The sequence below is a fragment of the Desulfogranum mediterraneum DSM 13871 genome, from assembly GCF_000429965.1.
Taxonomy (GTDB): domain Bacteria; phylum Desulfobacterota; class Desulfobulbia; order Desulfobulbales; family Desulfobulbaceae; genus Desulfogranum; species Desulfogranum mediterraneum.
On the sequence record NZ_AUCW01000020.1, the window covers coordinates 40,510 to 65,241 of the forward strand.

The following is a 24,732-nucleotide window of genomic DNA, read 5'->3' on the forward strand; positions in this document are numbered from 1 at the left end:
AAAACGACAGGAGAACTGAAGGTGAAGATAGGAATCATTGCAGCGATGGAAGAGGAACTGGCACTGCTGGTGGAGCAGTTGGACAATGCCCTGACCACCCGTTTCGGCCGGTTCAGCTACCACCTCGGCCAAATCCGAGGGGTGGAGGTGGCCCTGTTTCTCTGCGGCATCGGCAAGGTGAATGCCGCCGTGGGCACCACCCTCCTGCTCGATCGCTTCAGGCCCGACTGCCTGATCAACACAGGGGTGGCCGGTGGTTTTGCCCAAGAGCTTGAGATCGGCGACGTGGTTATCTCCTCAGAGGCGTGCCATTACGACGCCGATGCAACCGCCTTTGACTACCAGATGGGTCAGATTCCGCAGATGCCGCCAACCTACCAGGCAGATGCCAGGCTCAGCCGTCTGGCAGACAAGGCCTGTCTGGCCTGCGAGGAGCTGGTGGTCCATCACGGTCCGATTCTCTCCGGTGACTCCTTTGTCCACGCCCCTGAACAGATTGCCGCCATCAGCGAAAAATTTCCCGATGTCATGGCGGTCGAAATGGAGGGGGCTGCCGTCGCCCAGACCGGATTTCTCTTCCAGGTACCCTTCATCCTGATCAGGACCATTTCCGATAAGGTCCGGGAAAGCGGCAACAGCGCGGTCTATGCAGACTGCCTGAAGGCTGCGGCAGAAAACTCCGTCACCATAGTACTCGCCATGCTGGACCATATTCATGGAGAACCAAATGCGTAAGATCGAAAGCTTCAAGATTGACCACACCCGACTGCAGCGGGGGCTCTATGTTTCCCGCAAGGACCCGGTGGGCGCCACGACCGTGACCACCTTTGACCTGCGGCTGAAGGAACCCGACAGAGAAGCGGCTCTGGACCCGGCCGCGGCACATACCATTGAACACCTGGGCGCCACCTTCCTCCGTAACCATCCCCAATTCGGCCCCAGGATCCTCTACTTCGGCCCCATGGGCTGCCTGACAGGATTCTACCTGCTCATAAGCGACAACCTTGAGGCTGCCGCACTGCTGCCGCTCATCCAGGAGCTCTTCTGCTATATGGCCGACTTTACAGGGGCCATTCCCGGGGCCAGCGCCGTTGAATGCGGCAACCACAGCTTGATGGACCTGGCCGCGGCCAGGTTGGAGGCAGGACGCTATCTTAAGGAGGTGCTCAGCGGGAGCCGCGGCCCCTGCCTGAGCTACCCGGAGTAAGCTATCCGGAGTAAGCTATCCTGCCTACACGCCAGCAAGGCTTGGACTCCTGAATCGGACAACAGGGGCGGCACCACCGCCCCTGTCTTGGCCTCAGCGCCGCTCCCAGCAGGTCAGTTGGGCCAGGGTATGTTGATACTTTCTACCGGTCTCCCGGAGCACAAAGGGGAGATCAAGCGGTTCTGCCAGCAGGGTGAAATGCTCCTGGAGGATCTCCTTGAGCCCCTCCAGGGTGGTATGGGGTTCCCCATCCTGCCTGAAGCCGCCGATCCAGTTCTCCCGCCTGGTAAACTCCTCAATCCAGGTATAGGGTGAGGTGAGCACCAGGACCCCGCCCGGGTTGAGGCGTTCGTGGATGGTGGTGAGAAACTTGGCCGGATCGTAGAGCCGGTCCAGGAGATTGGCGGCCACGATCAGATCATAGCCCCTGAACCTGGGTTTCAGGTTGGAGGCATCCCCCTGGCTGAACTCGACCTTATCCCTGCTCGACTCCAGGCCGAACTCGGCCAGGCAATGTTCATGAAAGGAGACGATCTCTCCCTCTTCCACCAGCTCATAGCGAATCACCCCCTTCTCCCGCATCTGAAAACCGATCCGGATGAAGCGGGCGGAGAAATCGATCCCCTGGACAAAGGCAAACTCCCGAGCCAGTTCAAAGCTGGTCCTGCCCACGGCACAGCCAAGATCCAGGGCCTTGGCCCTGGGCCTCCCCGCTGTCACGGCCAGAGCCTGTCTGGCTACGGCCAGGGGAAAGTTCTCCACCCCAAAGTAACTGGGGCCATAGTGGGCCTCGCAATACTGGGAGACCGCAGCATCGGTCTCATACATGGCCTCGGGCAGGGCCACCGGCTGCTCTGATTCCAGATAGCGGAAGCCGGCATGCTGGAAGAAGTGGCGCCTGAATCCATAGCGCGCATCCCTGCAGGCCTCGTTGCCGGTGGAGATCCAGGAACCGCCCTTGATCAGGTTGTGGCGGGTATCAAAGGTGGGGGTGGAGAAGTCATCGTAGCAGGGGTGGACCTCAAAGCCGGCAAAGCCGCTGATCGGGGTCTCGGTCCACTGCCAGACATTGCCGATGAGATCGAAGAACTCGCCAAAGGAAAAGCGGTTCACCGGGCAGGGCGAAGCCCAGTACTCCAGGTTGATGTTCCCGGGAGCCCGCTCCCAGTAAGGCTGGTCTGCGATGGGCTCAAGGCCCCTTAGGTGGTACCACTCCTCCTCGCTGGGCAAGCGGATGGGGGCCTTCCTGTTCTCGGCCAGCCAGTTGCAGAAGGCCTTGGCCTCCAGGTAGTTCACCTCCACGGGCCAGTCCCAGGGCATCTCGATGAGGCTGGCCATGGTCCGGTAACGGTAGCCCTGTTCGTCCTTGATCCAGAACAGGGGCTGCTCGGCCCGGGCATAGCTACGCCACTTCCACCCCTCCTCGCTCCAGAAGCGCTGCTGATGATAGCCGCCTGCCTCCACAAAGGACAGAAACTCCCCGTTGGAGACCAGGTACTTGGAGGCGGCAAAGTCCCGGACCTCGGCCTCATGGTTACCATACTCGTTGTCCCAGCCATAGAGGGGATCTGTCCTCTCCTTGCCCAGAACCACCCGGCCGCCCCGGACCGCCACCAGGCTGTTCTCCGGCGCCTCTCCGCTCTGCCCGCAGACCGGCCAGGCAGCCAGTTGGCGTACCTGCTCCAGAGGCAGGCGACGGATAATCACCGACGAGGTCTCCAGGTGGATCCGCTGATGCTCAATGCCCATCATGATCACCCAGAAGGGATCCTCCCAGCTTATGGGCATCTCCAGGGGCAGGCTGAGGATCTGCTGCTCCACAAAGGCCCTGACCAGCTGCCGGTACTCCCTGACCGCAGCCAGCGAAGGCCAGTCATAGTGACTGCTGTCCAGGTCGTCCCAGGACATCTCATCCACGCCCACGGCAAACATGGACTCAAAGCTCGGGTTGATCCGGGTGGTGGTGAGTTTGGCGGTAATCAGTTTATTGATGTAGAAGGCCGCGGTGTGGCCCAGGTAGAAGATCAGGGGATGCCGAAGCGGCTCGGCCCTGAGAAAGAAGGCCTGGTCACCGGCCGGAATGGCATAGAGCTGATCCTCCAGGCTAAAGGTGTCATCAAAGTATTGAAGGATCTCACTGCGTTTTTCTTCAGCAGTGCCCTGGTTGAGCACCGTTGTCCTGGTTATCCATTGTTCCATATCTCCTCCTCCGCTCCTCCGCTCCTCCGCTCAAACAGCTCTACAGGCCTGCACTGATTCTTTTTCCATAACTCCTGAAAACTGTAGACATTAACCCTGAAAATGCCACTCAACTATCCGCTGGTCACTGCTCCTAAAGGGGCCAATTGGGCTCCCTGAGCGTTCCATTGCCAGGGAAAATTGTGTATACTCTGTGGTAGGACCCTTCTCCCCCTTGAGCTAGAGGAGCTCCAGGGACCAGGCACAGGCCTGCTGCGGTCATGGGTATCGATCTTCACAACACAGGACCCGCTGCGCGCCCCCTGGCCAAGGATTCAGGAGAAAGGTAAGATTTCCCCTCCACTACTCCATACCAACAGCTGAGACCATGGATAGCGTCCATATCTACCAACTGGCAATTTTCAGTCTAGAGGCGACCATAACCGCCATACTCCTCCTGGGCCTGTTTCGCCTTCGCTTTCGACTCGGTCTATCGCCTCTCTATGTCACCCTGGGCGTGTTCCAGCCGATCCAGGTACTCCTGGCCTCTTCGATCTACGTGGAAATCGTGCCCGGCATCACCGTCAGCCCGGGATCGGTGATCCTCTTTACCGCCAGCCTGTTCGCGGTGCTGCTGGTCTATATCCAGGAAGATGCCAGAGAGGCCCGTAAGGCGATTTACGGGATCATGCTGGCAAATATCTCCATGTCCATTTTTCTCTACGCCTTCGGGCTGCACATAGACTTACCCGGCACCTTGAACTTCCTTGGCCTGCCCAGAGAGATATTTCAGCAAAATGCCAGGGTAATGATGACAGGGACCCTGGTCCTGTTTGCAGATGTGGTCCTGATTATCTTTGTCTACGAACTGCTTGGCCGCTGGTTGAAAAACCATCTTTTTCTCTGCATCTACCTGACCATGGCGCTCATCCTGCTCTTCGACAGCCTCGGCTTTTGCACCGGCGCCTTCTGGGGGCAGGCCAACTATGGTTCCATCCTCTCCTCTGGAATCATCGGCAAACTCATGATGGCGGTCTTCTACGCCACGGCCATGACCCTGTATCTGAAGTTTTGGGAACCAAAGACCCAGGTAACCCATCCCTTTGCAGATATCTTCTCTGCCCTCACCTACCGCCAGAAGTATGAAATCGCCCGCCAACGAGGGGATCAGGCTGAAACCGAGCTGTTCCGCTGGGAACAGATCTTCCTCTCCGCAGGATGGGGCATCATCCTGCTTGATCCCGATGAGGGGACGATCCTCTCTGCCAACCACTCCTTTGCCCGGATGCATGGCTATAGCCGAGATGAGGTGATCGGCATGGATCAGGCAGCAATGTCTGCCCCGGAGTCCCGGGCAGCTCTGGAGGAACATGTTGCCATCGTCCGCGATCAGGAGCAGGATACCTTTGAATCAATCCACATCAGCAGGGATGGCCACACCTTCCCGGTGCTCATCGACCTCCACACCATCAGGGATGGTGGAGGCGAACCGCTCTACCTGGTTGCCAATGTTCAGGACATCACGGAACGCAAGCAGGCCGAGGTGGCGCTTCTGGAAAGTGAAGCCAAATACCGGGTACTGGTGGAGAACCAGAGCGATATGGTGGTCAAGGTGGACCTGGAGGGGAGACTTCTCTTTGTCAGCCCTTCCTACTGCACCATGTTTGGTAAAGAGGAAGGGGAGCTCCTGGGAAAACAATGCATGCCCCTGGTCCATGAGGATGATCGTGAGCCGACGGCCAAGGCCATGGAGGCCCTGTTCTCGCCTCCACACACCGCCTATCTGGAGCAGCGTGCCTTGACCAAAGAGGGCTGGACCTGGATCGCCTGGCTCGACACGGCCATCCTGGACAGCGCCGGCAAGGTCAAGGAGATCATAGGCGTCGGTCGTGACATCTCCGAGCGCAAACAGATGGAGGAGGAGAAGGAGCATCTCCAGGCCCAGATACAGCAGGCCCAGAAAATGGAAGCTATCGGTAAGCTGGCAGGGGGCGTTGCCCATGACTTCAACAACATGCTCAGTGTCATCCTGGGATATGCTGAGATCCTCAAGGAGGCGTTGGCAGATGAGCCCAATCGGCTGGAAGAGATCCTGGAGATTGAAAGGGCAGCTCTCCGCTCAAGGGACACCACCCGGCAGTTGCTCGCCTTCTCGAGACAGCAGGCCATTGAGCCCAAGTCCATTGACCTCAGCCACCAGCTGGGGAGCCTGGAAAAACCCCTCGCCCGCCTCCTGGGTGAAGATATTGCCTTAGAGGTCCAGGCAGCTGCAGAACTCTGGCCTATTCATTTCGATCCCTCACAGCTTGACCATGTTCTCTTCAACCTGGCCATCAATGCCCGTGACGCCATGCCCGATGGCGGGCTCATTACCATTGGCGCAGACAATACCATCGTTGACCGGCTCCATGACCCGGATCATCCGGGGATCACCCCGGGAAACTATGTCCTCCTCCAGGTCCGTGACACCGGTGTCGGCATGGATGCGGCAACGCTTTCCCATATATTCGAACCTTTTTTCACCACCAAGGATGTTGGTAACGGCTCAGGTCTCGGCCTGGCGACGGTCTACGGCATCATCAAACAAAATGAAGGCTTTATCTACGCAGAGAGCACCCCGGGACAGGGAACTGTCTTTGAACTATATCTCCCCCAAAGCGAAACGGATCAGCAGGGACAGGAAAAGAAGGAAACCACCCAAACTGCGTCTGGTTCTGAAAGGATTCTGCTGGTGGAGGATGATCCCATGGTACGTGAGCTGACCCAGAAGATGCTGGAAAACTTAGGTTACCATGTTATGGCGATGGCAGGGCCAAGGCCTGCCCTTACCGCCCTCTCCGCCACGCCCCCTCCGCAGATAGATCTCCTCCTCACCGATGTGGTGATGCCGGAGATGAATGGCGCAGAGTTACGGGACCAGGTCAGAGCCCTCAGGCCGGAGATCAAGACGCTCTTTATGTCCGGCTACCCTGAAACCGTTATCTCCCGACACGGTGTGATCGACCAGGGGGTACACTTCATCCAGAAACCCTTCAGCAAGGAGGTGATCGGCCAAAAAATCCATGAGGCCCTTCATCCGACAGGGTAACCGCTCACCGTCCCGTCAGGTAAAGAAGCCTGGACCGCCAGGATCCTGCGGGCCCTTGCCTCTCCCTCGGCTAGATGCAGAGGAAGAGACCTCTTGGATGAGGCGATCATTCGATCAAGCCCCCTTCTGATCCAGGGCCTGCCTCACGGCTGTTGCCAACTCGGCTCTCTGAACCGGTTTCTGCAGATAGGTTCGAATGCCAAGCTCAAACGCCTTTTCCTCGCTTAGTGCAGAACTATAGCCCGTGCATAAAAGGATGGGGATCTCCGGCCTGATCTCTAAGACTGCAGAGGCCAGCTCTGCCCCGGTGAGTCGGGGCATGGTCTGGTCGGTAATGATGGCATCAAAACTTTCCGGCGAGGCCTTGAAGGCCTCGAGGCCCTCTGCGCCGTTACTCACTGCCAGCACCCTATACCCCAGCCCCTCCAACACCTGGGTATAGATATCAAGAATATGTTGCTCGTCATCTACCAGCAAGAGCCGTTCCCGGCCGGTTGGGATCGCTTCCTTCTCTTCCCGGTCAGAGGCAATGACTGTTTGAGCGAGCACAGGAAAGTAGAGACGAAATACTGTTCCCTGTTCGGGTTCGCTCTTTACCCGGATATACCCTCCAAAGGTCTCGACAAGGCCATGGACCACGGCCAGTCCCATGCCGCTGCCCTTGCCCGCCTCCTTGCTGGTAAAATAGGGTTCAAAAACCGTCTGCCTGGGCAGGCGTCTCCTGCTGTGGATCGGGATTACTTGGGGAGGACTGTACCGACATAGCTCAGTTCATCTTAAAAGAGGCAGTTGAAGGGGCTAGGAGCTGGCAGGGAGAGGATCGTATCATCCAGAGCTTGAGGCCTCTGCTAAGCACTGCACTGCACTGCACTGCACTGCACTGCACTGTTCAATAAAGCAATTATATAGCTGAAACAAAAAAAGAGTCAAGGTTCACCGGGCCTTGGCGCCAATGCCCGGTTTTTGCAGACTCCTTTTGCTCTGCCCCCCTGGACCTGCGCCACCACCCTCCCGGCGGCTCAAGCGGAAAAAACCTCCAAGGGGGCAGCCATGGGAGGGGTCTGGCAGCACCAGGGCCCTGACAGACCCCGGCAGACCTTACTGGGCTGCAGCCACCACAGAGACCTCGACCAGCAGCTCGGCACGGGCCAGACGTGCCTCCACACAAGCCCGTGCCGGGGCACAGCCACTCGGGACCCAGGCATCCCAGACCTCATTCATGGCCTCGAAATCCTTGATATCGCGCAGGTAGATGGTGGCTGACAGCAGCTGGTCGCGGCCGCTGCCTGCCTCTGCCAGCAGGGCATCCACATTGGCCAGCATGGTTCTGGTCTGTTCCCGGATATCACTGTTCCCATCCAGGCCCACCTGGCCACTGAGGTAGACGGTGCCGTTATGACGAACGATCTTACTCATTCGGGGTCCGACCCCGAGACGCTGCACTTTCATAATTACAATAACTCTCTTTTATTAAACAAAAAAAACAGCTATCGAGTGCCAATCACTCGACAGCTGTCCGCGTTGAGACGACCTTGCATCCTGAACTTGGTTCTTCTTCAGCTGACCTCACTGGGGCGGCCGCACTCCCTTGCTACTCAACGGACCCGCCGGCCGCACTCCCGGGTGGAGTAGCCGCCCATCTCCTCCAGCTCCTGCTGAAAACCGCTGTTCTCCAGGATGGCCAACAGGGCCTGGATCATGGGCAGTTCCAGCAGCTCCACGGGCAGGAGCAGGTCGTAGCGCTCCTCGGTGACCGGGATAAAGTCCAATCCCAGGGCCCGGGCCGCACTCATGATCCCCAGCCCGCAATCGGCCTTGCCGGCGAGCACGGCCACGGCCACGGCCATGTGGGTGTACTCGTCATGGTCATAGCCCTTGATTCCGTCCGGGTCGATCCCCTCCTGCTCCAGCTGATAATCCAGGAGCACCCGGGTGCCGGAGCCGGACTGGCGGTTGATGAAGACCAGGTCCTCCCGACTCAGATCCTGGATGGAACGGATCTCCCTGGGGTTGCCGGGCTGGATGAAGAGCCCCTGCTGGCGATGGGCCAGGGTGATGATGGCGATCTCCCGATCCCCCAGGTAGCGATCGACAAAGGTGGTATTGTAGCTGCCGTCCTCCGGATCCAGCAGGTGCGAGCCCGCGATATGGGTCATGGACTGCTTCAGGGCCATGATCCCGCCCAGGGAGCCCAGGTGGGAGGAGGCCAGGTGGCAGGCCGGGCTCTGCCGGCGGAGGCGATCGCGGAGCAGATCCAGGCTCAGGTCATGGCTGCCGGTGCAGAGCAGGGTCTGCTCGATGGCCTGGACCGACTGGAGCAGCTCCAGCTGAACCTGATCCCCGCGGCTGACCCCCTCGGAGGCGGCATCGATATGGAGCATGGCATTGGCCCGGGTCAGGGTGGTGATGGCGCCGGACCCCTTTTTCAGGGGCAGGGCCACATAGTTTTCCCCGATGCGGCCCATGACCATCCGCCGGAACTCCTCGATACCGCTGCGGGAGGGGATATCCTTGGCCACCAACCCCTGCACCCGGACGGGCGCGGCCGGCTCCAGCCCCTGCCAGCGCGCCAGCAGGGGCAGGACAAACTGTTCAAAGGCGATGATGGCCGAGACCGGGTAACCGGGGATGCCCACCACCGGCTTGCCCTGGACCACGCCCAGGATGGTCGGCTTGCCGGGCATGATGGTCACCCCGTGCACCAGGACCTCGCCCAACTCCTCGATGATCCTGGCCGTATAGTCGGCGCTGCCTGCCGAGGAGCCGGCATTGATCACCACCATCTCGGTGTCGGTGGCCAGCACCTCCTCCACCTGCCCCTTGAGCCGTGGGTAGTCATCGGCAGTGATGGCCTGGACCCGGGTCAGGGCCCCGGCCCGCCGGGCCAGGCCGGCCAGGACCGCGGAGTTGGACTCGATGGTCTTGCCCGCAGGCGGGGCTCCGTCGATATCCTCGATGGAGACCAGCTCCGAGCCGGTGGGCAGGATGGTCAGCTCTGGCCGTTTCCTGACCTCCACCCGGGTGCAGCCGGCGGTGATCATGGCGGCGATATCGGCAGGCTGGACCAGATGGCCGGTGGGAAAGAGCAGCTCAGTGGCCACAATATCCTCCCCCACCTTGCGGACATGCTGCCAGGGAAAGACCGGGGCCCGGATCACCCCCTGGCTACCGTCCGCACTCAGGAGCACGTTTTCAATCATGATCACGCTGTCCTTGTCCTCGGGCAGGGGGTAACCGGTATTGATGGGAACCCCCTGACCTGCGGCGATATCCAGGGTCAGGGGATGCTCGTCCGAGGCGCCAAAGGTCTCCTCGGCCCGGACCGCGATACCGTCCATGGCAGCACCGTGAAAGGAGGGCGAAGAGAGCCGGGCATGGACCGGTCCGGCCAGCACCCGCTCGCCGCTCTCCTGGACCGGTACGCTCTCCGCTCCGGTCTGCCGGTCTGCAAAGCGCGACCAGAACAGCTGCTGGGCCTCGCTCCTGGAGTGCATGTTGAGATAGATTTTTCGTTGCATAGCAGAGTCCATTGATAAAAATTTTCCCGCCCCTGATCAGGGGAAGAGCAGCACGGTGGCCTCGGCGCCCTGGTCCAGGCCTTCCACGTCCCGGCCGATGACCAACAGCCCCTGGGCCTGGACCAGGGGCTTGAGCAGGCCCGACTTACCGTAGAGGGGCTCGGCAAGGGGAAGCCCGCTGCCCTTGCCGGCAACCAGCCGCACCCGGACATAATCCTCCCGGCCGATGGTGGAGGGGATCTGCTGGCCGGTCTCCACCCGAATGGTCTGCAGCCCGCCGCTACATCCCAGGCCGCCCAGCTTGCGCAGCAGCGGCCGGACAAAGAGATAAAAGACCACCATGGCCGAGGCCACGTTGCCGGGCAGGCCGAACAGGGCCTGGTTGCCGCTGCGGGCCAGGATGGTGGGTTTGCCGGGACGGATGGAGACCCCATGGGCCAGAAGCGCAGTCCCGGGTAGCTGTTCAAAGACCTGGAGGGTATAGTCGCGCTGCCCCACCGAACTGCCCCCGGAGAGCAGCAGCACATCGGCCTCTGCAAGCCCCCGTTTACAGGCCTCCTCCAGAGCAGCGGCATCGTCGGCTATGATCCCGTAGTTGAGCGGGATAGCGCCGGCCTGCCTCACCAGGCTGGCCAGGGTGGTGGAGTTGATGTCTCGAATCTGGCCCGGCCCGGGATGCTGCTCCGGGGCAACCAGCTCATCCCCGGTGGAGATGATAGCCACCCTGGGCCTGCGATGCACCTCCACCCGGGAGTAGCCCAGTCCGGCCAGGACCCCCAGCTCCTGGGGGCGGAGGAGCTGACCCCGATCCAGGACAGCCGCGCCCTGGGGGTAATCGTCTCCGGCCTGGATGGTGTTCTCCCCCGGGGCCACCGGTCGATAGAGCTCCACGCTCTCCTGATCCAGGGGGCTGGAGTACTCCACCATGACCACGGCATCCGCCTTGTCCGGCAGTTCACCGCCGGTCCAGATTCGGGTGGCCTGACCGGGCCGCAGGAAATAGCTCCTCCCGGATTGTCCCATCCTGACCTCGCCCACCACCTGGAGCAGGGCAGCCTCGGATTCCGAACAGCCAAAGGTGTCCCTGGCGCGGACCGCATAGCCGTCCATGGTGGAACGGGTGAAGGGCGGCAGGGCCTCCCCGGCCAGGACCTCCCCGGCCAGGACCCGGCCGGCGGAGGCGTCCAGGGGGACGGACTCGCTCTCCAGGGCGTGAAACGGTTGAAACAGATCAAGAAATTCCATGGTGCTGATGAGTTGAAAAAAACCTTTCATAGGTCACTGTTAGCAGAGATTCTGGATGGAGGAGAGCAACACGATCCCGGCCCTCCAGGCCAAGCCCGCTCACGGCTGACGCGCCTGTTGACTCGGCTCCCCTGCCCCTGTTTATACCGTGTCCCCTCTTTTATCAACCGCTTTAGCGCCCAGCCACCGGGACAGGCTGCGGCTCAGCTCAAGGCAGCGGCTGTCATCAGCCCGGGACGGGTTCAAAGGTCAGGTGCTTCAGGTCCACCTCCAACCAACTGTTGTGCAGGGAAGAGGCTTGCCCCAGGAGCAGCTTCACCGCCTCGGCCGCCTGGAGGGAGGCAATGGTTGCCACGGTGAAGGAGAGCACCGATGGCGGAGAGCTGCCCTCGCCCTGGCGGCCGGCGCTGCGCAGAGCTGGAGGATAGATGGCCTGGATCAGGTTATACCCCGGCAGCTGGACCCCGACCTGCCCGTACCAGCCCTGGACCGCACCATGAACCAGGGGACGCTCGATGGCCAGGCACTGGCCTGCCAGGTCGTAACGGGCCTGGATGGAGTCGAGACAATCCACGACCAGATCCGGCGGCTCCCGGATCAGACCATCGCCGGCCCTGAAATCCACGCCCCGGGCCACGGCCGTACAACCGGTGCCCAGGTCGTTGAGCCGGGCAGCAGCCACCCGGGCCTTGTTCTCTCCCAGGGTGGAGCCCAGGGCGTTGAGCTGGCGGTTGCAGTTACTGGGGCTGAAGCGGTCAGGATCAAAGAGGGTCAGCCGGCCGATGCCGATCCGGGCCAACTCCTCGGCCACAAAACCGCCCAGGCCCCCACAGCCCACCACCGCGACATGACTGGTTGCCAGCAGCCGCTGCTGAGCCCCATCCAGGGAGCCCTCATTTCTGGCCAGGGTCCGACCAAAGACAGCACTCATTGTTCTCCTCCCAAGGGTTCAACATTTCCTCTGATCCGGATTGCCATGATGCCTCCTCCCACGCCAGCTAAAACCACTCCAGCTAAAGCCACTCCACCCCATCCCCGCCAAAGCGAAGCGTGACCGGATCACCGATGAGCAGACGATGCCGCTGGTACTCCTCCCGGCTGAGAAAGACGGTGACCATGGTACCGGTATTGACCGCCACCCGGATGCGCTCCCCTTCCTCCAGCAGGAGCGATATCCGGCCATGGAGGACACCGGGGGCCGGCGTCGGCTCAGGGCCGCGTTCCAGGGTGTATTTTTCCGGATTAAGGTGAATCCTGCTCCTGCCCAGGGGCTGGAGGCAGCCCCGAGGCAGGAAAAAACGGGTTTTTTCCTGGAGCAGACAGACCCCCTGCTCCGGGGCAGCTGAACAGGAGAAGATGTTCTCATGGGAGGTGGAGACCAGCCGACCCTTCTCCAGGACAAAGGTCTCATCCGCCAGGCCGGCGGCCTGGAGACGATCATGGGAGGTGAAGAGGATGGTGCAGCCCTGGTCGCGATTGATCCGGCTGAGCAAGCCCCGGATCACGGCCTGATTTTCCACATCCACGTTGGCGGTGGGCTCGTCGCAAAGCAGCACCCTGGGCGAGAGGGCCAGGGCCCTGGCCAGGGCCAGCCGCTGGGTCTCCCCGCCGGAGAGTTGATCGGCCCGGGCCGAGGCATAACTGGAGAGATCCACCAGCTCCAGCACCCGCCGGATGATCTCCGTCCGCCCGGGCCTGCCCACCCCCCGGATCTTGAGACCGAATTCGATATTCTTGAACACGCTGGTGGAAAACATGATGGGATGCTGATCCACCATCACCACCTGGCGGCGAAATTTCTCCAGGCGCAGGCCCGGCTTGGACCTGGGCACGGTACAGCCGTCAAAGATGATGCTCCCTGAGCTGGGCGTCTCCAGAAAGGCCAGGAGGTTAAAGAGGGTGGTCTTGCCCGCCCCGTTGGGGCCGAACAGCCCGTAGATCCTGCCCCGCTCCAGCACCAGGTGGTCGATGTGGAGGACCTCCTTGCCGCCATAGCTCTGCACCAGCTGACTCAACTCGTACTGATGCCTCACAGCCGCCCCCTCCCCTGGACCAGGTTGAAGAGCACATTCATGGCCAGGCTGATGGTCATCAGCACCAGCCCCAGGGCAATGGCCAGGGTAAAGGAGCCCTTGTCATACTCCAGGGCCATGGCCGTGGTCATGGTGCGGGTAAAGCCCTTGATATTGCCGCCCAGCATCATGGAGATGCCGATCTCGGAGATCACCCGGCCAAAGGCGGAGATCACCGCGGCACAGATCCCGAAGCGGGCCTCTCTGAAGATGACCACCGCGGTCTGCAGGCTGGTTGCCCCCAGGGTCCTGGCGGTCTTGGCATAGCGCTCGTCAATCCGGGAGATGGCAGCCACGATCAGGGCCGTTACCAGGGGGGTGATCAGGATGACCTGACCGATGATGATGGCGTTCTGGGTGTAGAGCAGGTCCAGGCTGCCGAAGAGGCCACGCCTGGAGATAAAACCATAGACAAAGAGGCCGATGACCACCGTGGGCAGGGCCAACAGGCTGTTGAGCAGGGTAATGATCAGACGCTTGGCCGGGAGATGGCCATGGGCGATGAAGAAGCCCAGGGGTATCCCCAGCACCGAGGCCAGCAGGGTGGAAAGGCAACTCACCCGCAGGGAGACCTTCACCACCGTGAGCAGCTCCGGATCCAGGGAGAACACCAGCTGGATCGCAGATGAAAAGCTTGCCGTAAAAAAATTCATGCTCCTCCCGGTAGGCAAGAGAGTGGCCCCGGCCCCTGCCCCGGGATCAACCCGGAGAGCGGCCGGTCGGCAACCGAAGCAGTGCTACACGCTTGCTACTGCACCGCATCTGGGTAAAAGAGCTGTTTCCCCAAGAGGCGATAGCCTCCAATGACCGCCTGTCCCCGGGCAGAGACCAGCCACTGGGCAAACTCCTTGGCAACCTGGTAGTTGACATGGGGATGCCTCTTGGGATTGATGGGGATCACCCCATAGGGGTTGGCCAGCTTGGGGTCGCCCTCGGAGAGGATCTCCAGATCGATGGGGATCTCACGGCCATACTTGTACTTGAGATAGGTTCCCCGGTCTGCCAGGGTGTAGGCCTGTTTCTCATCGGCAATGGTCAGGGTCTTGCCCATGCCCTGGCCCACGGAGAGATACCACTGACCCAGTCCTGCAGGATGAGTGAAGCTGATCTCACGGCTCTTGCCCTTCTTGGTCACGGTGCTGGTGACGGTCTCCATCTGCAGACCGGTGGCCTTCCAGAGGGCCTGCTCCTTGGTGTGGGTTCCGGAATCATCGCCCCGGGAAATAAAGAGGGAGTGCGAGTCGGCAATCTGCTTGAGCGCCGGCACCGCCTCCTTCATCCCCTTGATCCGGGCCCCGTCAGCCTGGGGTCCCAGGATCACGAAGTCGTTATGCATCACCGCGTAACGCTTGGTGCCGTAGCCTTCGGCCACAAAGGCCTGTTCCCGATTCTTGGCATGGACAAAGATCACGTCCACATTGCCGTCCCGGCCGTCACGGATGGCTGCCCCGGTTCCCTTGGCGATCACCTTGACCTGAATCCCGGTATCCTTCTCCAGGGCCGGCAGCAGGACATCCAGCAAGCCCGAGGCCTGGGTGCTGGTGGTGGTGGACATCTTGATCACCTTCTCGTTGGCCAGGCCGCTGGTCCCGCTCAGGGCCAGGGTGAGCGCTGCTGCCAAAATCAGCTGTAACAGTTTCATTTCTCCTCCTTTTTTTTCTCTCTTGTTCTACTCTCTTGTTTCTGATGGCTGGCCTGAAGGGTGCGCACCTTCACGATCCCCCGAGGCCATCTGGGTGCAGATGGCCGCAGCCAACTCCACATCATAGCGGAGTGTACGCCGAGTTCCGAGAAAAAAGTCCAGGACAGAAATGAATCTGGCCAAGATAACAGATACTCAGGGCATGGTTTCGGTCCAAACCCGAGACAGCACAAAGCCCTTTGCAAGTCCTCCGCCCGAAACAGGCCTTGGTGCTCACAAGGGGCAAGGCGGCTCAGCTGGGCACGACTGCCACAGGCAAAGCCAGACAACACGACTGATTCACCACTGATGGGTACCTAGAAAAATGAGATTTTTCAAGGTGGCCCGATGATCATGCCCGGCGCACCAGCCTGCGGGAGGGGAAGATGCAGGAGGTGCGCCGATTGCGGCAATGAATCAAAAATCCCAGAAGGTGTCAATCTCCTGATCACTCATATCCCAGACCACGTTATGGGGGGCAATGGGTTCTTCGCTGAAGAACTCGGGCAGACGGTCATCTTTTTCCGTCAGGCCGGCTGCCAGGTTGAAGGCACGCTCTGTCTTGAGGATGGTCTTGCCCAGGTTGGTGACATCATCGGCGGTCAGGCTGATGCCGAAGCGGGCATTGATCATGTCGATCAGGGCGGGCAGACAGTTGGCATCATCCAGGGCGGCAAAGGCGATGAAGAGGCACATGCCGGTGGAATCGATGGCCGCCGTGGCAATCTGGAGGTTCCGGGAGAGCTCAACCTGTCCCTCATGGCTGAGGGGATCAACCGAACCGCCCACGCCCAGGATATTGGTGGCAATGGTGTAGCCCATGGTGTGATCCGCGCCCTGGGTGGAGGTGGCATAGGTGATGCCGATACCCTTGATGGCCCGCGGGTCATAGGCCGGGATGGCCTGGTTCTTGACCACCGGCACCCGGGTGACCCCAAAGGCCCGACCCACCGAACCGGCACCGTTGCCGATGATCCTTCCCAGGGGGGTGCCTTCGGCGATCTCTTCCTGGAGGATCCGACAGATCCCAGCGCCGTCACCGAATTCCAACACCCCTGCCTCCATGGCCACCCCAAAGGCAACCGCGGTCTCGATGGAGTCCAGGCCGATGTCATCCATCAGGTTATCGGCCAGGGCGATGTAGTCCAGGTTGTCCACACAACAGTCCGCACCCATGGCCCAGATGGACTCATACTCAAAACCCGAGGTACGATACTTGCCGTCCGGCCCGTTATAGACCTGGGAACACTTGATCACACAGCCCGGGTGACAGTTATGCTTGGGCTTGCCGCCGCGCTCGACAATGGTGTCATACATGGTCTCACCACTGATCTCCTCGTGCCCTTCAAACTGGCCCGAGGTGAAGTTACGGGTAGGCATCCCCCCGGCCTCGTTGATGATATTCACCAGGACGTTGGTGCCGTACTGGCCCAGGGCCTGGCTGATGGGATTGTCCACCAGGGCCTTGGTAAAGGCCCGGTTGGCAAGCTTGAAGGCCTCGGGATCGGCCAGCACCAGCTTCTCCCTGCTGGCCTCAACCGTGATGAACTTCAGCCGCTTTGAGCCCATGACCGCACCGAGCCCGCCGCGACCGCAGGAACGCATCTTGCCGTCCGGGTCCTTGACCGAGATGTTGGCACCGGTCAGCTTGAGCTCACCGGCCTGGCCGATGGTGATCAGACCGTGCTTGCTCTCCAGACGCTCATCCAGGGCCTCGGTCACCGCAAAGTTGCCCTTGCCGATCAGCTCAGACTCTTCACTGATCGTCACCCCAGCGGCGCTGACATGGAGACTGTACCAGCTGTCACCTTCAGGCAAGCCTTCGATGATCAGGGCCTTGACCCCCAGCTTGGCCATCAGCTGGGCCGAGGTGCCCCCGGCATTGGCCTCCTTGATGGTCCCGGTGAGGGGACTCTTGGCCCCACAGGAGAGCCGGCCGGAGTTGGCGGCGGTGGTACCCGACAACAGGCCCGGAGCAAAGATCAGTTTGTTGTGCTTACCCAGGGGGTGACAGGTGGGAATGACCTCTTCGGAGACGATGGTTGAGGTGAGGCCGCGGCCTCCGAGGCCCTGCCACGGACCTGGGACCTCTTCCACGCTGGTGCTTAAATCCGACATGTTTACACGAAATATTCTGTCTGTCATAATCCTTATCCTTTGTTTATCGCTCTTCTCAAGGGTACGTTGAAAATAGACCCGGACACAATGGATGTACCGACAAGGGCATCTTGAATAGTTGTTTTTCCTGCCAATCCCGAGGCCGAGGAGCTGCCAATCGGATCATATCTGCCTGCAACAGGATGGGGCATCCTTCCTCGACCCTGGTCGAAAAAGCTAACTATTCAAGATACTCTTAAGCTGGACATCTGGTGACCGGCAACAGCCCCAGACCTTCTTGGTAACAGGCAGGCAGTTGATGATGCGGCGAGGTAAGGAGGGGCTCAGCGCATCATCCCCTGCCACGGCGTGGCACACAGAGACCAAAAACTCTGTGACGGCCGACCTGTAGAGGAGAAAGGGACCACGCCGGCTGCGTCTCCAACCGACCTAGGTTGACCGGACGCAGTCCCTTATCTCGAATCAGGATTTAGAGGGCTGCGGTATAGATGGCCGCAACGTCCATATCCTTGGGACGACGAGGGTTGGTCAGCCCACAGGCATCCTTCTGGGCATTACCGGTCATGGTCTCGATATCTTCGGCCTTTACCTCTTTGCCGTAGCGCTTGCCCAACTCGATCAGGCCGCTGGGGATGCCGATATCTGCGGAGAGCTTCTGGATGGCTTCCAGGGCCAACTCAGCAGCATCACGGGGCGCCAGGCCGTCCACATTCTCACCCATCAGTTCGGCGATCTTGATGAAACGATCCATCTTGGCGATCAGGTTGAAACGGCTGACATGGGGCAGGAGGATGGCGTTACACTCACCATGGGGCAGGTCATAGAAGCCGCCCAGCTGGTGGGCCATGGCGTGGACGTGACCCAGACTGGCGTTATTGAAGGCCATGCCGGCCAGGTACTGGGCATAACACATCCCCTCACGGGCCACGATGTCGTCGCCGTTGGCCACGGCCGGACGGAGGTGCTGGGCGATCAGCTCGATGGCCTTCTCGGCAGCAGAGTCGGTCATGGGGGTGGCGATGGTGGAGACATAGGCCTCGACCGCGTGGGTCAGGGCGTCCATACCGGTGGCTGCGGTGAGTGCAGGGGGCATGCCCATCATCAGGAGCGGATCATCCAGGGCGATGCCCGGGGTTACCCGCCAGTCCACGATGGCCATCTTGACCTTGCGGCTGGTGTCGGTGATGATGCAGAAACGGGTCATCTCCGAGGCCGTTCCGGCGGTGGTGTTGACCGCTACGTAGGGAGGCATGGGCTTGGTGGACTGATCCACGCCTTCAAAGTCATGGATCTTGCCGCCGTTGGCAACCACCAGACCGATACCCTTACCACAGTCGTGGGAAGAGCCGCCGCCCAGGGTGATCAGGCTGTCACAGTTGTTTTCCTTATAGACATCCACCCCGTCGTGGACGTTGATATCCGTGGGGTTGGGAATGGTTTCATCGTATACCACATAGGCCATCTCTGCTCCATCCAGCAGGTCGGTGATCTCTTTGGTGATACCGGCTGCGGTGATCCCCTTGTCGGTAACGATCAGGGGCTTGGACCCGCCAAGGTCTTTGATCTTTGCAGGGATCTCTTTTGCTGCACCAATACCAATCAAGGTAACGCTGGGGATAAAATAACCGTATACTTCTTCACGAATTGCCATAATGATACCTTCCTCGTAGTGTGGATTGCTCAAAAACTATCGTTATCTCTTCTGGATCCATTAACTGTGCGCTGACCTCTTTAAAGCAACCGCCGTGCCAACCGTAAAGTTCGCATAATTTCAAGGCGTTACCGACAAGAACCCTCTCCTGGAGAGGTCACTCTCAGCCCAGATAGCGGCCGACACAGCGACAGGCACCGCCATCCCCACAAACAAACACTATAAAAAAACAGCTACTTACAGAGAAAGGGTCGTAATGACCCGCAGGGAGCGCCGGATGGGGCACAATGACCCGGGAAAGATACTGCCTGGAAAAGCTGCTCCAGGCAGGGGCGCAGACAGGCAGCGCCGGACCAGGAAACCGGTTCCGGCTGCAGCGAGAAGGGAGGAGAGGGGACTACTCCTGGGAATAATTCCGCAGCTTGCGGTAGAGGGTCTTTCTGCTGACCCCCAGGGTTTCAGCGGTTTTGCCCCGGTTGCCGTCATGGAAATCGAGAATCCGGAGGATATGGAGCCGCTCCACCGACTCCAGGGTGAGGATATTTTCAGCCGCATCGGCCTGGACCACCAGCTCATGGGGCAGACAACGCTCGCTGATGATACCGTTTTCCGCCAGGATGATGGAACGCTCGATCACGTTGCGCAGCTCCCGGACATTGCCGGGCCAGTCATAGCGGAGCAGACAGGCCATGGCACTGTCCACCACCTGGTAGGAGCGGCCGTCGGAGTTGAGGGTGTTGAGGAAGTAGTTGACCAGCAGAGGCAGGTCTTCCTTGCGCTCCGCCAGGGACGGAACCCGGATGGTAAAGGCATTGATCCGGTGATAGAAGGCCTCGTTGAAACGCCCCTTTTCCACCTCCCGGGCCAGGTTGCGGTTGGTGGCAAAGAGAAAGCGGATATTCACCCGCCGCTCCTCCTTGCCGCCAACCTGCCGGTAGGTCTGGGTCTCCAAAGCCCGGAGCAGGGAGGCCTGGACCGCCATGGGCAGCTCACCGATCTCATCCAAGAAGAGGGTACTCTCATGGGCCAGGTCCAGGAGGCCGTCCCGGGACTCGTCGGCACCGGTAAAGGCACCCCTGACGTGGCCGAAGAGCTCGCTGCGGGACAGCTCCTTCTGCAGGGAGGCGCAGTTCTTGATCACCAGGGGACGGGCCGAACAGTTGGAGCGCTGGTGGATCAGGCGGGCGATCACATCCTTGCCCACCCCGGACTCGCCGTTGATCAGCACCGGGATGGAGGCAGGCGCCACCTTGTTGACCAGAAACATGATCTCAGCCACAGCCTTGGACTTACCGATAAAGTCCACCCTGCCGTCGTCGTCGCCGGCGCGCTGGCGCAGGAGGGCATTTTCCCGGGACAGGGCCGCCCGCTGCTGGGCCTTGGAGACCAGCAGATCCAGCCGATCCAGGTTAAAGGGCTTACGGATAAAATCATAGGCCCCCAGCTTCATGGCCTCCACCGCGGTATCGATATCGCCGTGACCGGTGATCATAATGATCTCGGTGCCGGTGAGGCTCTCCTTGAGGCGGATCAACAGCTCCAGCTCGGTCACATCGGGCAGGCGCAGATCCATGATGATCACCTCAAAGCGCTCCTCCTTGATCAGCTCCAGGGCCTGGCTGCCGGAGGCAGCGGTGACAATCCTGCGGTTGCTGTTCTTCAGCTCTTTTTCCAGGAGCAGACGGATATACTCCTCATCGTCGATGACCAGCACATTATACGAATCCACATCAATCATTGCTCACCCCCGGCAGGGTGACCAGAAACGAGGTCCCCTCCCCCAAAGTGCTCTCCACCGAGATCTCCCCCCGATGATTCTTGACGATGGAGTAGCAGGTGGAGAGGCCGATCCCCACCCCCTGGCCCACCGGCTTGGTGGTAAAGAAGGGTTCAAAGAGTTTATCCACCATCTCCGGGGCAATGCCATCGCCGTTATCCTCCACCACCAGGACCACGCTGCCCCGATCGCCGCTGCAGGTCTGGACCACGATGGTCCCCCCGCCGCGGGTGGCGTCAACGGCATTGGTCAGGAGGTTGATGATCACCTGCTTGAGCTGGGATTCATCGCCGATGATGTGGGGGAGTTGCTCCTCCAGATCGGTCTTGAGGGTGATCTGCTGTTGCCCCTTGAAGTGGTGTTTGAGGATGAAGAGGGTGTCCCGGATACAGCGGTTGAGGTCCACCGGCCGTTGGCTGGCAGCGACCGGTCGGCTGAAGGAGAGCAGGGTCTGGACAATGTCCCGGCAGCGGCCGCACTCCTTGAGGATGATCTCGGTATACTCGGAAAAATCCGCCAAGAGCTCCTTGTCCGGGTGGTCTTCCAGGCGGGAGATCCGCCGTTTCAGGCCCTCGGCAAAACCGCTGATGGCGGTCAGGGGGTTGTTGATCTCATGGGCCACCCCGGCGGCAAGGGTGCCGACGGTGGCCATCTTCTCGGCCTGGTAGAACTGGGCCTGGAACTCCTTGTCCAGGGTCACGTCCCGTTTAAAGAGCAGCACCTGGCGCTCACCGGTGGGCTCCGTCTTCAGAGGCGAGGCAATGATCTCAAACTGGCGGTAGCGGCCGTTGACCTTGTAGATGGCCAGGTCCTTGACGATCTCATCCCGGTCCAGGGACCTGATGGCGGGACAGTTCTCACAGATACTCAAGTTGTTGCGGAAGACCTCGTAGCAGTATCGGCCCACCGGATCCTCGTCCGCGAACCAGTCTTTAAAGACATGGTTGATGGTCAGGATACGCATATCCTCGGAAAGGACCACCATCAGGTCGGTGATCCCGTCCAGGACCGCCTGCATCTCCTGGCGCCGCTTCTCCAGTTCCAGGTTGGAGGTCTTCAAGAGCTCGACCTTCTGCTGCAGCTCCTGGTAAAAGCCCTGTTTACAGTGCTCGATCCCGATCAGGTCATGGAGGGTGGTTGAGGGTCCCATTACCACACCTCCTCACAGATCTTCAAGAAGTCCCGCCAGGTGGCAGGCCCCGGGTTGGTCAGGTTACAGGCATCGCGGACCGCCATCTTGCAGATGGCTTCCATATACCGCCACTCCTCCTCCTCGACCACCTCCCGCAACCGCTGGCTCACCTCCAGGCCGGCAAAGAACTGATCCAGCCGCTCGATCCCGGCCTGGGCAGTATCCAGGTCCGAGCCCAGCTGTTCACCCAGGACAATCCGGCCGATATCGGCCATCTTCTGGACCGCATACTTGCGGTTGAAACGCATCACCGCGGTGAGCAGGATGGGGTGGAGCACCCCGTGACTGACATCAAAGTGTCCCCCCAGGGAGTGGGCCAGGGCGTGTTCCGCTCCCAGACTGGCATTACTGAAGGCCATGGAGGCGGAGACCGAGGCGGTACTCAACTGCTCCAGGGCATCCAGGGAACGGGTATCCACCGCATCCTTGAGGTTGCCCACGATCAGCTCGATGGCCTTGAGGGAGTGCATCTCGGTAAAGGGTGAGGCGATCCGGGAGAGGTAGGCCTCGATGGCATGGGCCAGGGCATCCACCGCCGACTCGATGATCAGGGTCTTGCTCTTGGTCCGCAGGATCAGGGGATCGACGATGGAGATGTTGGGAATCAGGGTGCGGGTGATGATGGACATCTTTACCCGCCGCTCCACATCGGTGATGATGCAGAACTGGGAGATATCCGAACCATTGCCGGCGGTGGTGGTGATGCAGATCATGGGCGGCAGGGCCCGCTGGACCTTGTTGGCCCCCTCATAGTCCCGGATCCTGCCGCCGTTGCTGGCCAGGATGGCGATGCCCTTGGCCGTATCAATGGGGCTGCCGCCGCCGATGGCAATGATCACATCGGTGCCGTTTTTGCGGTAGAGCTCGGCCCCCTGCTCCACCTGAAAGTCCCGGGGATTGGCCGTCACCCCGGGATAATAGACCCACTCGATCCCCTCCTTCTCCAGGATATTCATGAGCCGCTGCAACCAGCCGGCCTCTTCGATGCCGGCATCACTGACCAGAAAGACCTTCTTCGCGCCCAGCCGACGGGCACAGAGCCCTGCATAGTTGAGACTGCCGCGACCAAAGATGATCTCCGGTACTGCAAACTTGGTAATTTCCATCAATGTCTCTTGGTCAAAATTTCAGGAGATGGAGCCCTGTCCCCCTGCCTGCTCAGAGCAGGTACAGGGTCGGACAATCTCGCCAACAATACCAGCACGCAGTAGTCAAGGGAACCTGAGACAGGAAAACAAACGAAAAACAGAGAGCGTATAACTCCACAAAAAACCGGCACCGGCTCATCTCTGCGGAACAATAACCACTTAGCCAACCCCCATAACATACAAAAAAACAGGCCCTATTGCAAAGCTTTCTCCCCGCAGCCACCCGGGCATCATGGTTCCCATGCCCCCTGCAAAGCTGGCGAGCCCTAAAGAGACATTATCAGCCACCGGTTCCTGACCCGCACCCATAGAGCAAAGAGCAAAAAAAGGCGGGGCCTCCCGGCACCCGCCCCTTGCAACCATGGTTTATGGTATCGGTTACTCGCTGTGCTGGGCCCGCATGGTCCTGGCCAGCTCCTTGATCTCGCCCAGGTCTTTGGTCATCTCGTTCCAGCCATACCAGTAGGCATAGTCGGGGTTGACGTGGAAAAATCCCTGATAGGCCCGCATCCGGTGCTTCATGTACATCTGCACCAGCACCTGGTCGATATAGGAGAGCTTATCCAGATCCTTGTCCCAGGCAGCACCGTTGGTGTGCATGAAGGTCAGGAGGAAGGGATAGTTGGCCGGATAGGCGGCAGGCTTCTTGATCAGGCCGTCCTTATAGAGGCCGGCAACGGTCTCGATGGCCTCGGCCATCAGCCGGTCGGCCTTGCTCATGATGGCATCACCCATATCCAGCTGTTCCTTGGCATAGGATGCAGAGTGACACCGGCCGCAGACCTTGAGCATCTTGTCCCGCTCCTTCTGCCAGGATGCCTGATCCAGCTTGGCCATGCGCACGGCCTTGACCGCATCCAGGATCGGGGTGGGCTGGCCCGTGGCCGGGTCGAGTACTCCCAGGGCCTTGAGGATGGTGACCCGGTCGGCGGCAGCCTGGGGATCATCGGGCAGGGGCAGACGGACCCCTAAGAAGCCCCAGGCCGTCTCGTTGTGGTGGTTGCCGTCGACCATATGGCAGGTCTGACAGCTGGGGGCAGCGGCCCCCTCGGGCAGGTCGCCGTTCTGCTTGGCAAACCAGCGCATGCCGTGCTTGGAGCTGGACCACATCTCCCACTGGGGATGGTCATAGCCCATGTGGCACTGCTGACAGGCCCTGGGGTTGAGAGCCTCTTTCCTGCTAAAGGCATGACGGGTATGGCACTCGTCACAGGAGTTGTTCTGGTAACGGTAGCCCTTGGCCTTGAGCTCCTTTTTCTGGGCCTCGGTCTTGATGCCCATGTTGTGACAGCCGCCGCAGCCGCGCCCGCCCTCGATCAGCTCATCCGGGGCCATGTGGGTGGCGGGGATGGCGTTGAGTGAGGTCCAGCCGAAGTTATGCTTGCCGTGGGAGAACTGCTCAAACTGCTCCCCATGGCACTCACCGCAGACCCGCTCATCGGGCAGGATGGCCTGCCGGTAGTCCTCGGCCGTGGCATGACCGCTGCCATGGCACTCCGCACAGCCGACATCGTTGTCCGCGTGGGCACTGACCTGCCAGTCCCTGACCATTCCGGGCGAGACCTCGCTATGGCAGCCGATACAGTCAGCCTCCGCCTGCACCGTTGCAGCGGCCAGGGCCAGCCAACAGAGCCCTCCCAGCATTCCCAGAATTCCCAGCATTCCTCTTTTCATGTTCCCTCCTTAAGAAAACAATGGGTTATCACAACAACTCAACCCCGGACGGATTGAGCAGACCACCATGGGGACAGCAAAGACGCCCTCCAGGCTGGTTGACAAAGCGGCTGAAGGGATTGCGGCAACCTCCTTTTTTCAGGCAGGCTCCTCCTGGCGCCGCTAGCGGGGCAGCCGAGCAAG

At 60.4% G+C, this 24,732-nt stretch carries 18 protein-coding genes; 3 read left to right on the forward strand and 15 right to left on the reverse strand.

From position 1 onward, the window contains the following. The first annotated feature begins 21 nt into the window (after window positions 1–21). Complete coding sequence (locus G494_RS0110800) at window positions 22–735, forward strand: 5'-methylthioadenosine/adenosylhomocysteine nucleosidase (RefSeq protein ID WP_028584558.1); 714 nt, start codon at window positions 22–24, stop codon at window positions 733–735. Next, window positions 728–1,207 carry an S-ribosylhomocysteine lyase gene (locus G494_RS0110805; protein WP_028584559.1) on the forward strand — a complete coding sequence of 160 codons (480 nt, stop codon included), beginning with the start codon at window positions 728–730 and terminating at the stop codon, window positions 1,205–1,207. Before G494_RS0110800 ends, G494_RS0110805 begins: the two co-directional genes overlap by 8 nt. Before the next feature lie 93 nt (window positions 1,208–1,300). On the opposite strand, the gene ovoA is transcribed toward G494_RS0110805, so the two are convergent. Continuing rightward, window positions 1,301–3,406, reverse strand: coding sequence for a 5-histidylcysteine sulfoxide synthase (gene ovoA, locus G494_RS0110810; protein ID WP_028584560.1), 2,106 nt, complete (start codon window positions 3,404–3,406; stop codon window positions 1,301–1,303). Window positions 3,407–3,773: 367 nt separating this feature from the next. Between ovoA and G494_RS25415 the strand changes: the two genes are divergently transcribed. Next, window positions 3,774–6,473, forward strand: a complete 2,700-nt coding sequence (locus G494_RS25415) for a PAS domain S-box protein (protein WP_051305602.1) — start codon at window positions 3,774–3,776, stop codon at window positions 6,471–6,473. Window positions 6,474–6,587: 114 nt separating this feature from the next. Here G494_RS25415 and G494_RS0110820 read toward each other — a convergent pair whose 3' ends face one another. The 14 genes from G494_RS0110820 to G494_RS0110885 form a co-directional block, all read right to left on the reverse strand. Next, a complete protein-coding gene (locus tag G494_RS0110820) occupies window positions 6,588–7,211 on the reverse strand; it encodes a response regulator (RefSeq protein WP_332307526.1) in 624 nt (207 codons plus the stop codon). A gap of 360 nt (window positions 7,212–7,571) precedes the next feature. Further along, window positions 7,572–7,922, reverse strand: a complete 351-nt coding sequence (locus tag G494_RS0110825; RefSeq protein ID WP_028584562.1) for a RidA family protein — start codon at window positions 7,920–7,922, stop codon at window positions 7,572–7,574. 146 nt (window positions 7,923–8,068) lie between these two features. Continuing rightward, window positions 8,069–9,991 (reverse strand): molybdopterin biosynthesis protein, encoded by a 1,923-nt coding sequence (locus tag G494_RS0110830; RefSeq protein ID WP_028584563.1) that lies wholly within the window; start codon window positions 9,989–9,991, stop codon window positions 8,069–8,071. A 36-nt stretch (window positions 9,992–10,027) separates the two neighbouring features. Further along, window positions 10,028–11,266 (reverse strand): molybdopterin molybdotransferase MoeA, encoded by a 1,239-nt coding sequence (locus tag G494_RS0110835; RefSeq protein WP_028584564.1) that lies wholly within the window; start codon window positions 11,264–11,266, stop codon window positions 10,028–10,030. 196 nt (window positions 11,267–11,462) lie between these two features. Beyond that, window positions 11,463–12,167: a HesA/MoeB/ThiF family protein gene (locus G494_RS22940; RefSeq protein WP_035246201.1), complete on the reverse strand. Its 705-nt coding sequence runs from the start codon at window positions 12,165–12,167 to the stop codon at window positions 11,463–11,465. 82 nt (window positions 12,168–12,249) lie between these two features. Then, the gene (locus G494_RS25420) at window positions 12,250–13,269 is read right to left on the reverse strand and encodes an ATP-binding cassette domain-containing protein (RefSeq protein WP_051305603.1); all 1,020 of its coding nucleotides are present in this window, start codon (window positions 13,267–13,269) and stop codon (window positions 12,250–12,252) included. Further along, window positions 13,266–13,961, reverse strand: a complete 696-nt coding sequence (locus G494_RS0110850) for an ABC transporter permease (RefSeq protein WP_028584565.1) — start codon at window positions 13,959–13,961, stop codon at window positions 13,266–13,268. Before G494_RS0110850 ends, G494_RS25420 begins: the two co-directional genes overlap by 4 nt. A gap of 95 nt (window positions 13,962–14,056) precedes the next feature. Then, window positions 14,057–14,950: a substrate-binding domain-containing protein gene (locus G494_RS0110855; protein ID WP_028584566.1), complete on the reverse strand. Its 894-nt coding sequence runs from the start codon at window positions 14,948–14,950 to the stop codon at window positions 14,057–14,059. Between the two features lie 456 nt (window positions 14,951–15,406). Further along, window positions 15,407–17,134, reverse strand: a complete 1,728-nt coding sequence (locus G494_RS0110860) for an aldehyde ferredoxin oxidoreductase family protein (protein WP_028584567.1) — start codon at window positions 17,132–17,134, stop codon at window positions 15,407–15,409. 442 nt (window positions 17,135–17,576) lie between these two features. Further along, the gene (locus G494_RS0110865) at window positions 17,577–18,758 is read right to left on the reverse strand and encodes an iron-containing alcohol dehydrogenase (RefSeq protein ID WP_028584568.1); all 1,182 of its coding nucleotides are present in this window, start codon (window positions 18,756–18,758) and stop codon (window positions 17,577–17,579) included. A gap of 397 nt (window positions 18,759–19,155) precedes the next feature. Then, a complete protein-coding gene (locus tag G494_RS0110870) occupies window positions 19,156–20,496 on the reverse strand; it encodes a sigma-54-dependent transcriptional regulator (RefSeq protein WP_035246203.1) in 1,341 nt (446 codons plus the stop codon). Then, entirely contained in the window at window positions 20,489–21,685 is a 1,197-nt protein-coding gene (locus G494_RS0110875) for a two-component system sensor histidine kinase NtrB (RefSeq protein ID WP_028584570.1), read from the reverse strand. The genes G494_RS0110870 and G494_RS0110875 overlap by 8 nt, the downstream gene beginning before the upstream one ends. After that, the gene (locus G494_RS0110880; RefSeq protein WP_028584571.1) at window positions 21,685–22,833 is read right to left on the reverse strand and encodes an iron-containing alcohol dehydrogenase; all 1,149 of its coding nucleotides are present in this window, start codon (window positions 22,831–22,833) and stop codon (window positions 21,685–21,687) included. Before G494_RS0110880 ends, G494_RS0110875 begins: the two co-directional genes overlap by 1 nt. 420 nt (window positions 22,834–23,253) lie before the next feature. Next, entirely contained in the window at window positions 23,254–24,549 is a 1,296-nt protein-coding gene (locus G494_RS0110885) for a multiheme c-type cytochrome (protein WP_028584572.1), read from the reverse strand. Window positions 24,550–24,732: the final 183 nt, after the last annotated feature.

Excerpts from the sequence above, each read along its gene's own strand:
- G494_RS0110805 (WP_028584559.1), top strand. The coding sequence starts at position 728 with ATGCGTAAGATCGAAAGCTTCAAGATTGACCACACCCGACTGCAGCGG.
- ovoA (WP_028584560.1), bottom strand. The coding sequence starts at position 3,406 with ATGGAACAATGGATAACCAGGACAACGGTGCTCAACCAGGGCACTGCT.
- G494_RS25415 (WP_051305602.1), top strand. The coding sequence starts at position 3,774 with ATGGATAGCGTCCATATCTACCAACTGGCAATTTTCAGTCTAGAGGCG.
- G494_RS0110825 (WP_028584562.1), bottom strand. The coding sequence starts at position 7,922 with ATGAAAGTGCAGCGTCTCGGGGTCGGACCCCGAATGAGTAAGATCGTT.
- G494_RS0110830 (WP_028584563.1), bottom strand. The coding sequence starts at position 9,991 with ATGCAACGAAAAATCTATCTCAACATGCACTCCAGGAGCGAGGCCCAG.
- G494_RS0110835 (WP_028584564.1), bottom strand. The coding sequence starts at position 11,266 with ATGAAAGGTTTTTTTCAACTCATCAGCACCATGGAATTTCTTGATCTG.
- G494_RS22940 (WP_035246201.1), bottom strand. The coding sequence starts at position 12,167 with ATGAGTGCTGTCTTTGGTCGGACCCTGGCCAGAAATGAGGGCTCCCTG.
- G494_RS0110850 (WP_028584565.1), bottom strand. The coding sequence starts at position 13,961 with ATGAATTTTTTTACGGCAAGCTTTTCATCTGCGATCCAGCTGGTGTTC.
- G494_RS0110855 (WP_028584566.1), bottom strand. The coding sequence starts at position 14,950 with ATGAAACTGTTACAGCTGATTTTGGCAGCAGCGCTCACCCTGGCCCTG.
- G494_RS0110860 (WP_028584567.1), bottom strand. The coding sequence starts at position 17,134 with ATGACAGACAGAATATTTCGTGTAAACATGTCGGATTTAAGCACCAGC.
- G494_RS0110865 (WP_028584568.1), bottom strand. The coding sequence starts at position 18,758 with ATGGCAATTCGTGAAGAAGTATACGGTTATTTTATCCCCAGCGTTACC.
- G494_RS0110870 (WP_035246203.1), bottom strand. The coding sequence starts at position 20,496 with ATGATTGATGTGGATTCGTATAATGTGCTGGTCATCGACGATGAGGAG.
- G494_RS0110875 (WP_028584570.1), bottom strand. The coding sequence starts at position 21,685 with ATGGGACCCTCAACCACCCTCCATGACCTGATCGGGATCGAGCACTGT.
- G494_RS0110880 (WP_028584571.1), bottom strand. The coding sequence starts at position 22,833 with ATGGAAATTACCAAGTTTGCAGTACCGGAGATCATCTTTGGTCGCGGC.
- G494_RS0110885 (WP_028584572.1), bottom strand. The coding sequence starts at position 24,549 with ATGAAAAGAGGAATGCTGGGAATTCTGGGAATGCTGGGAGGGCTCTGT.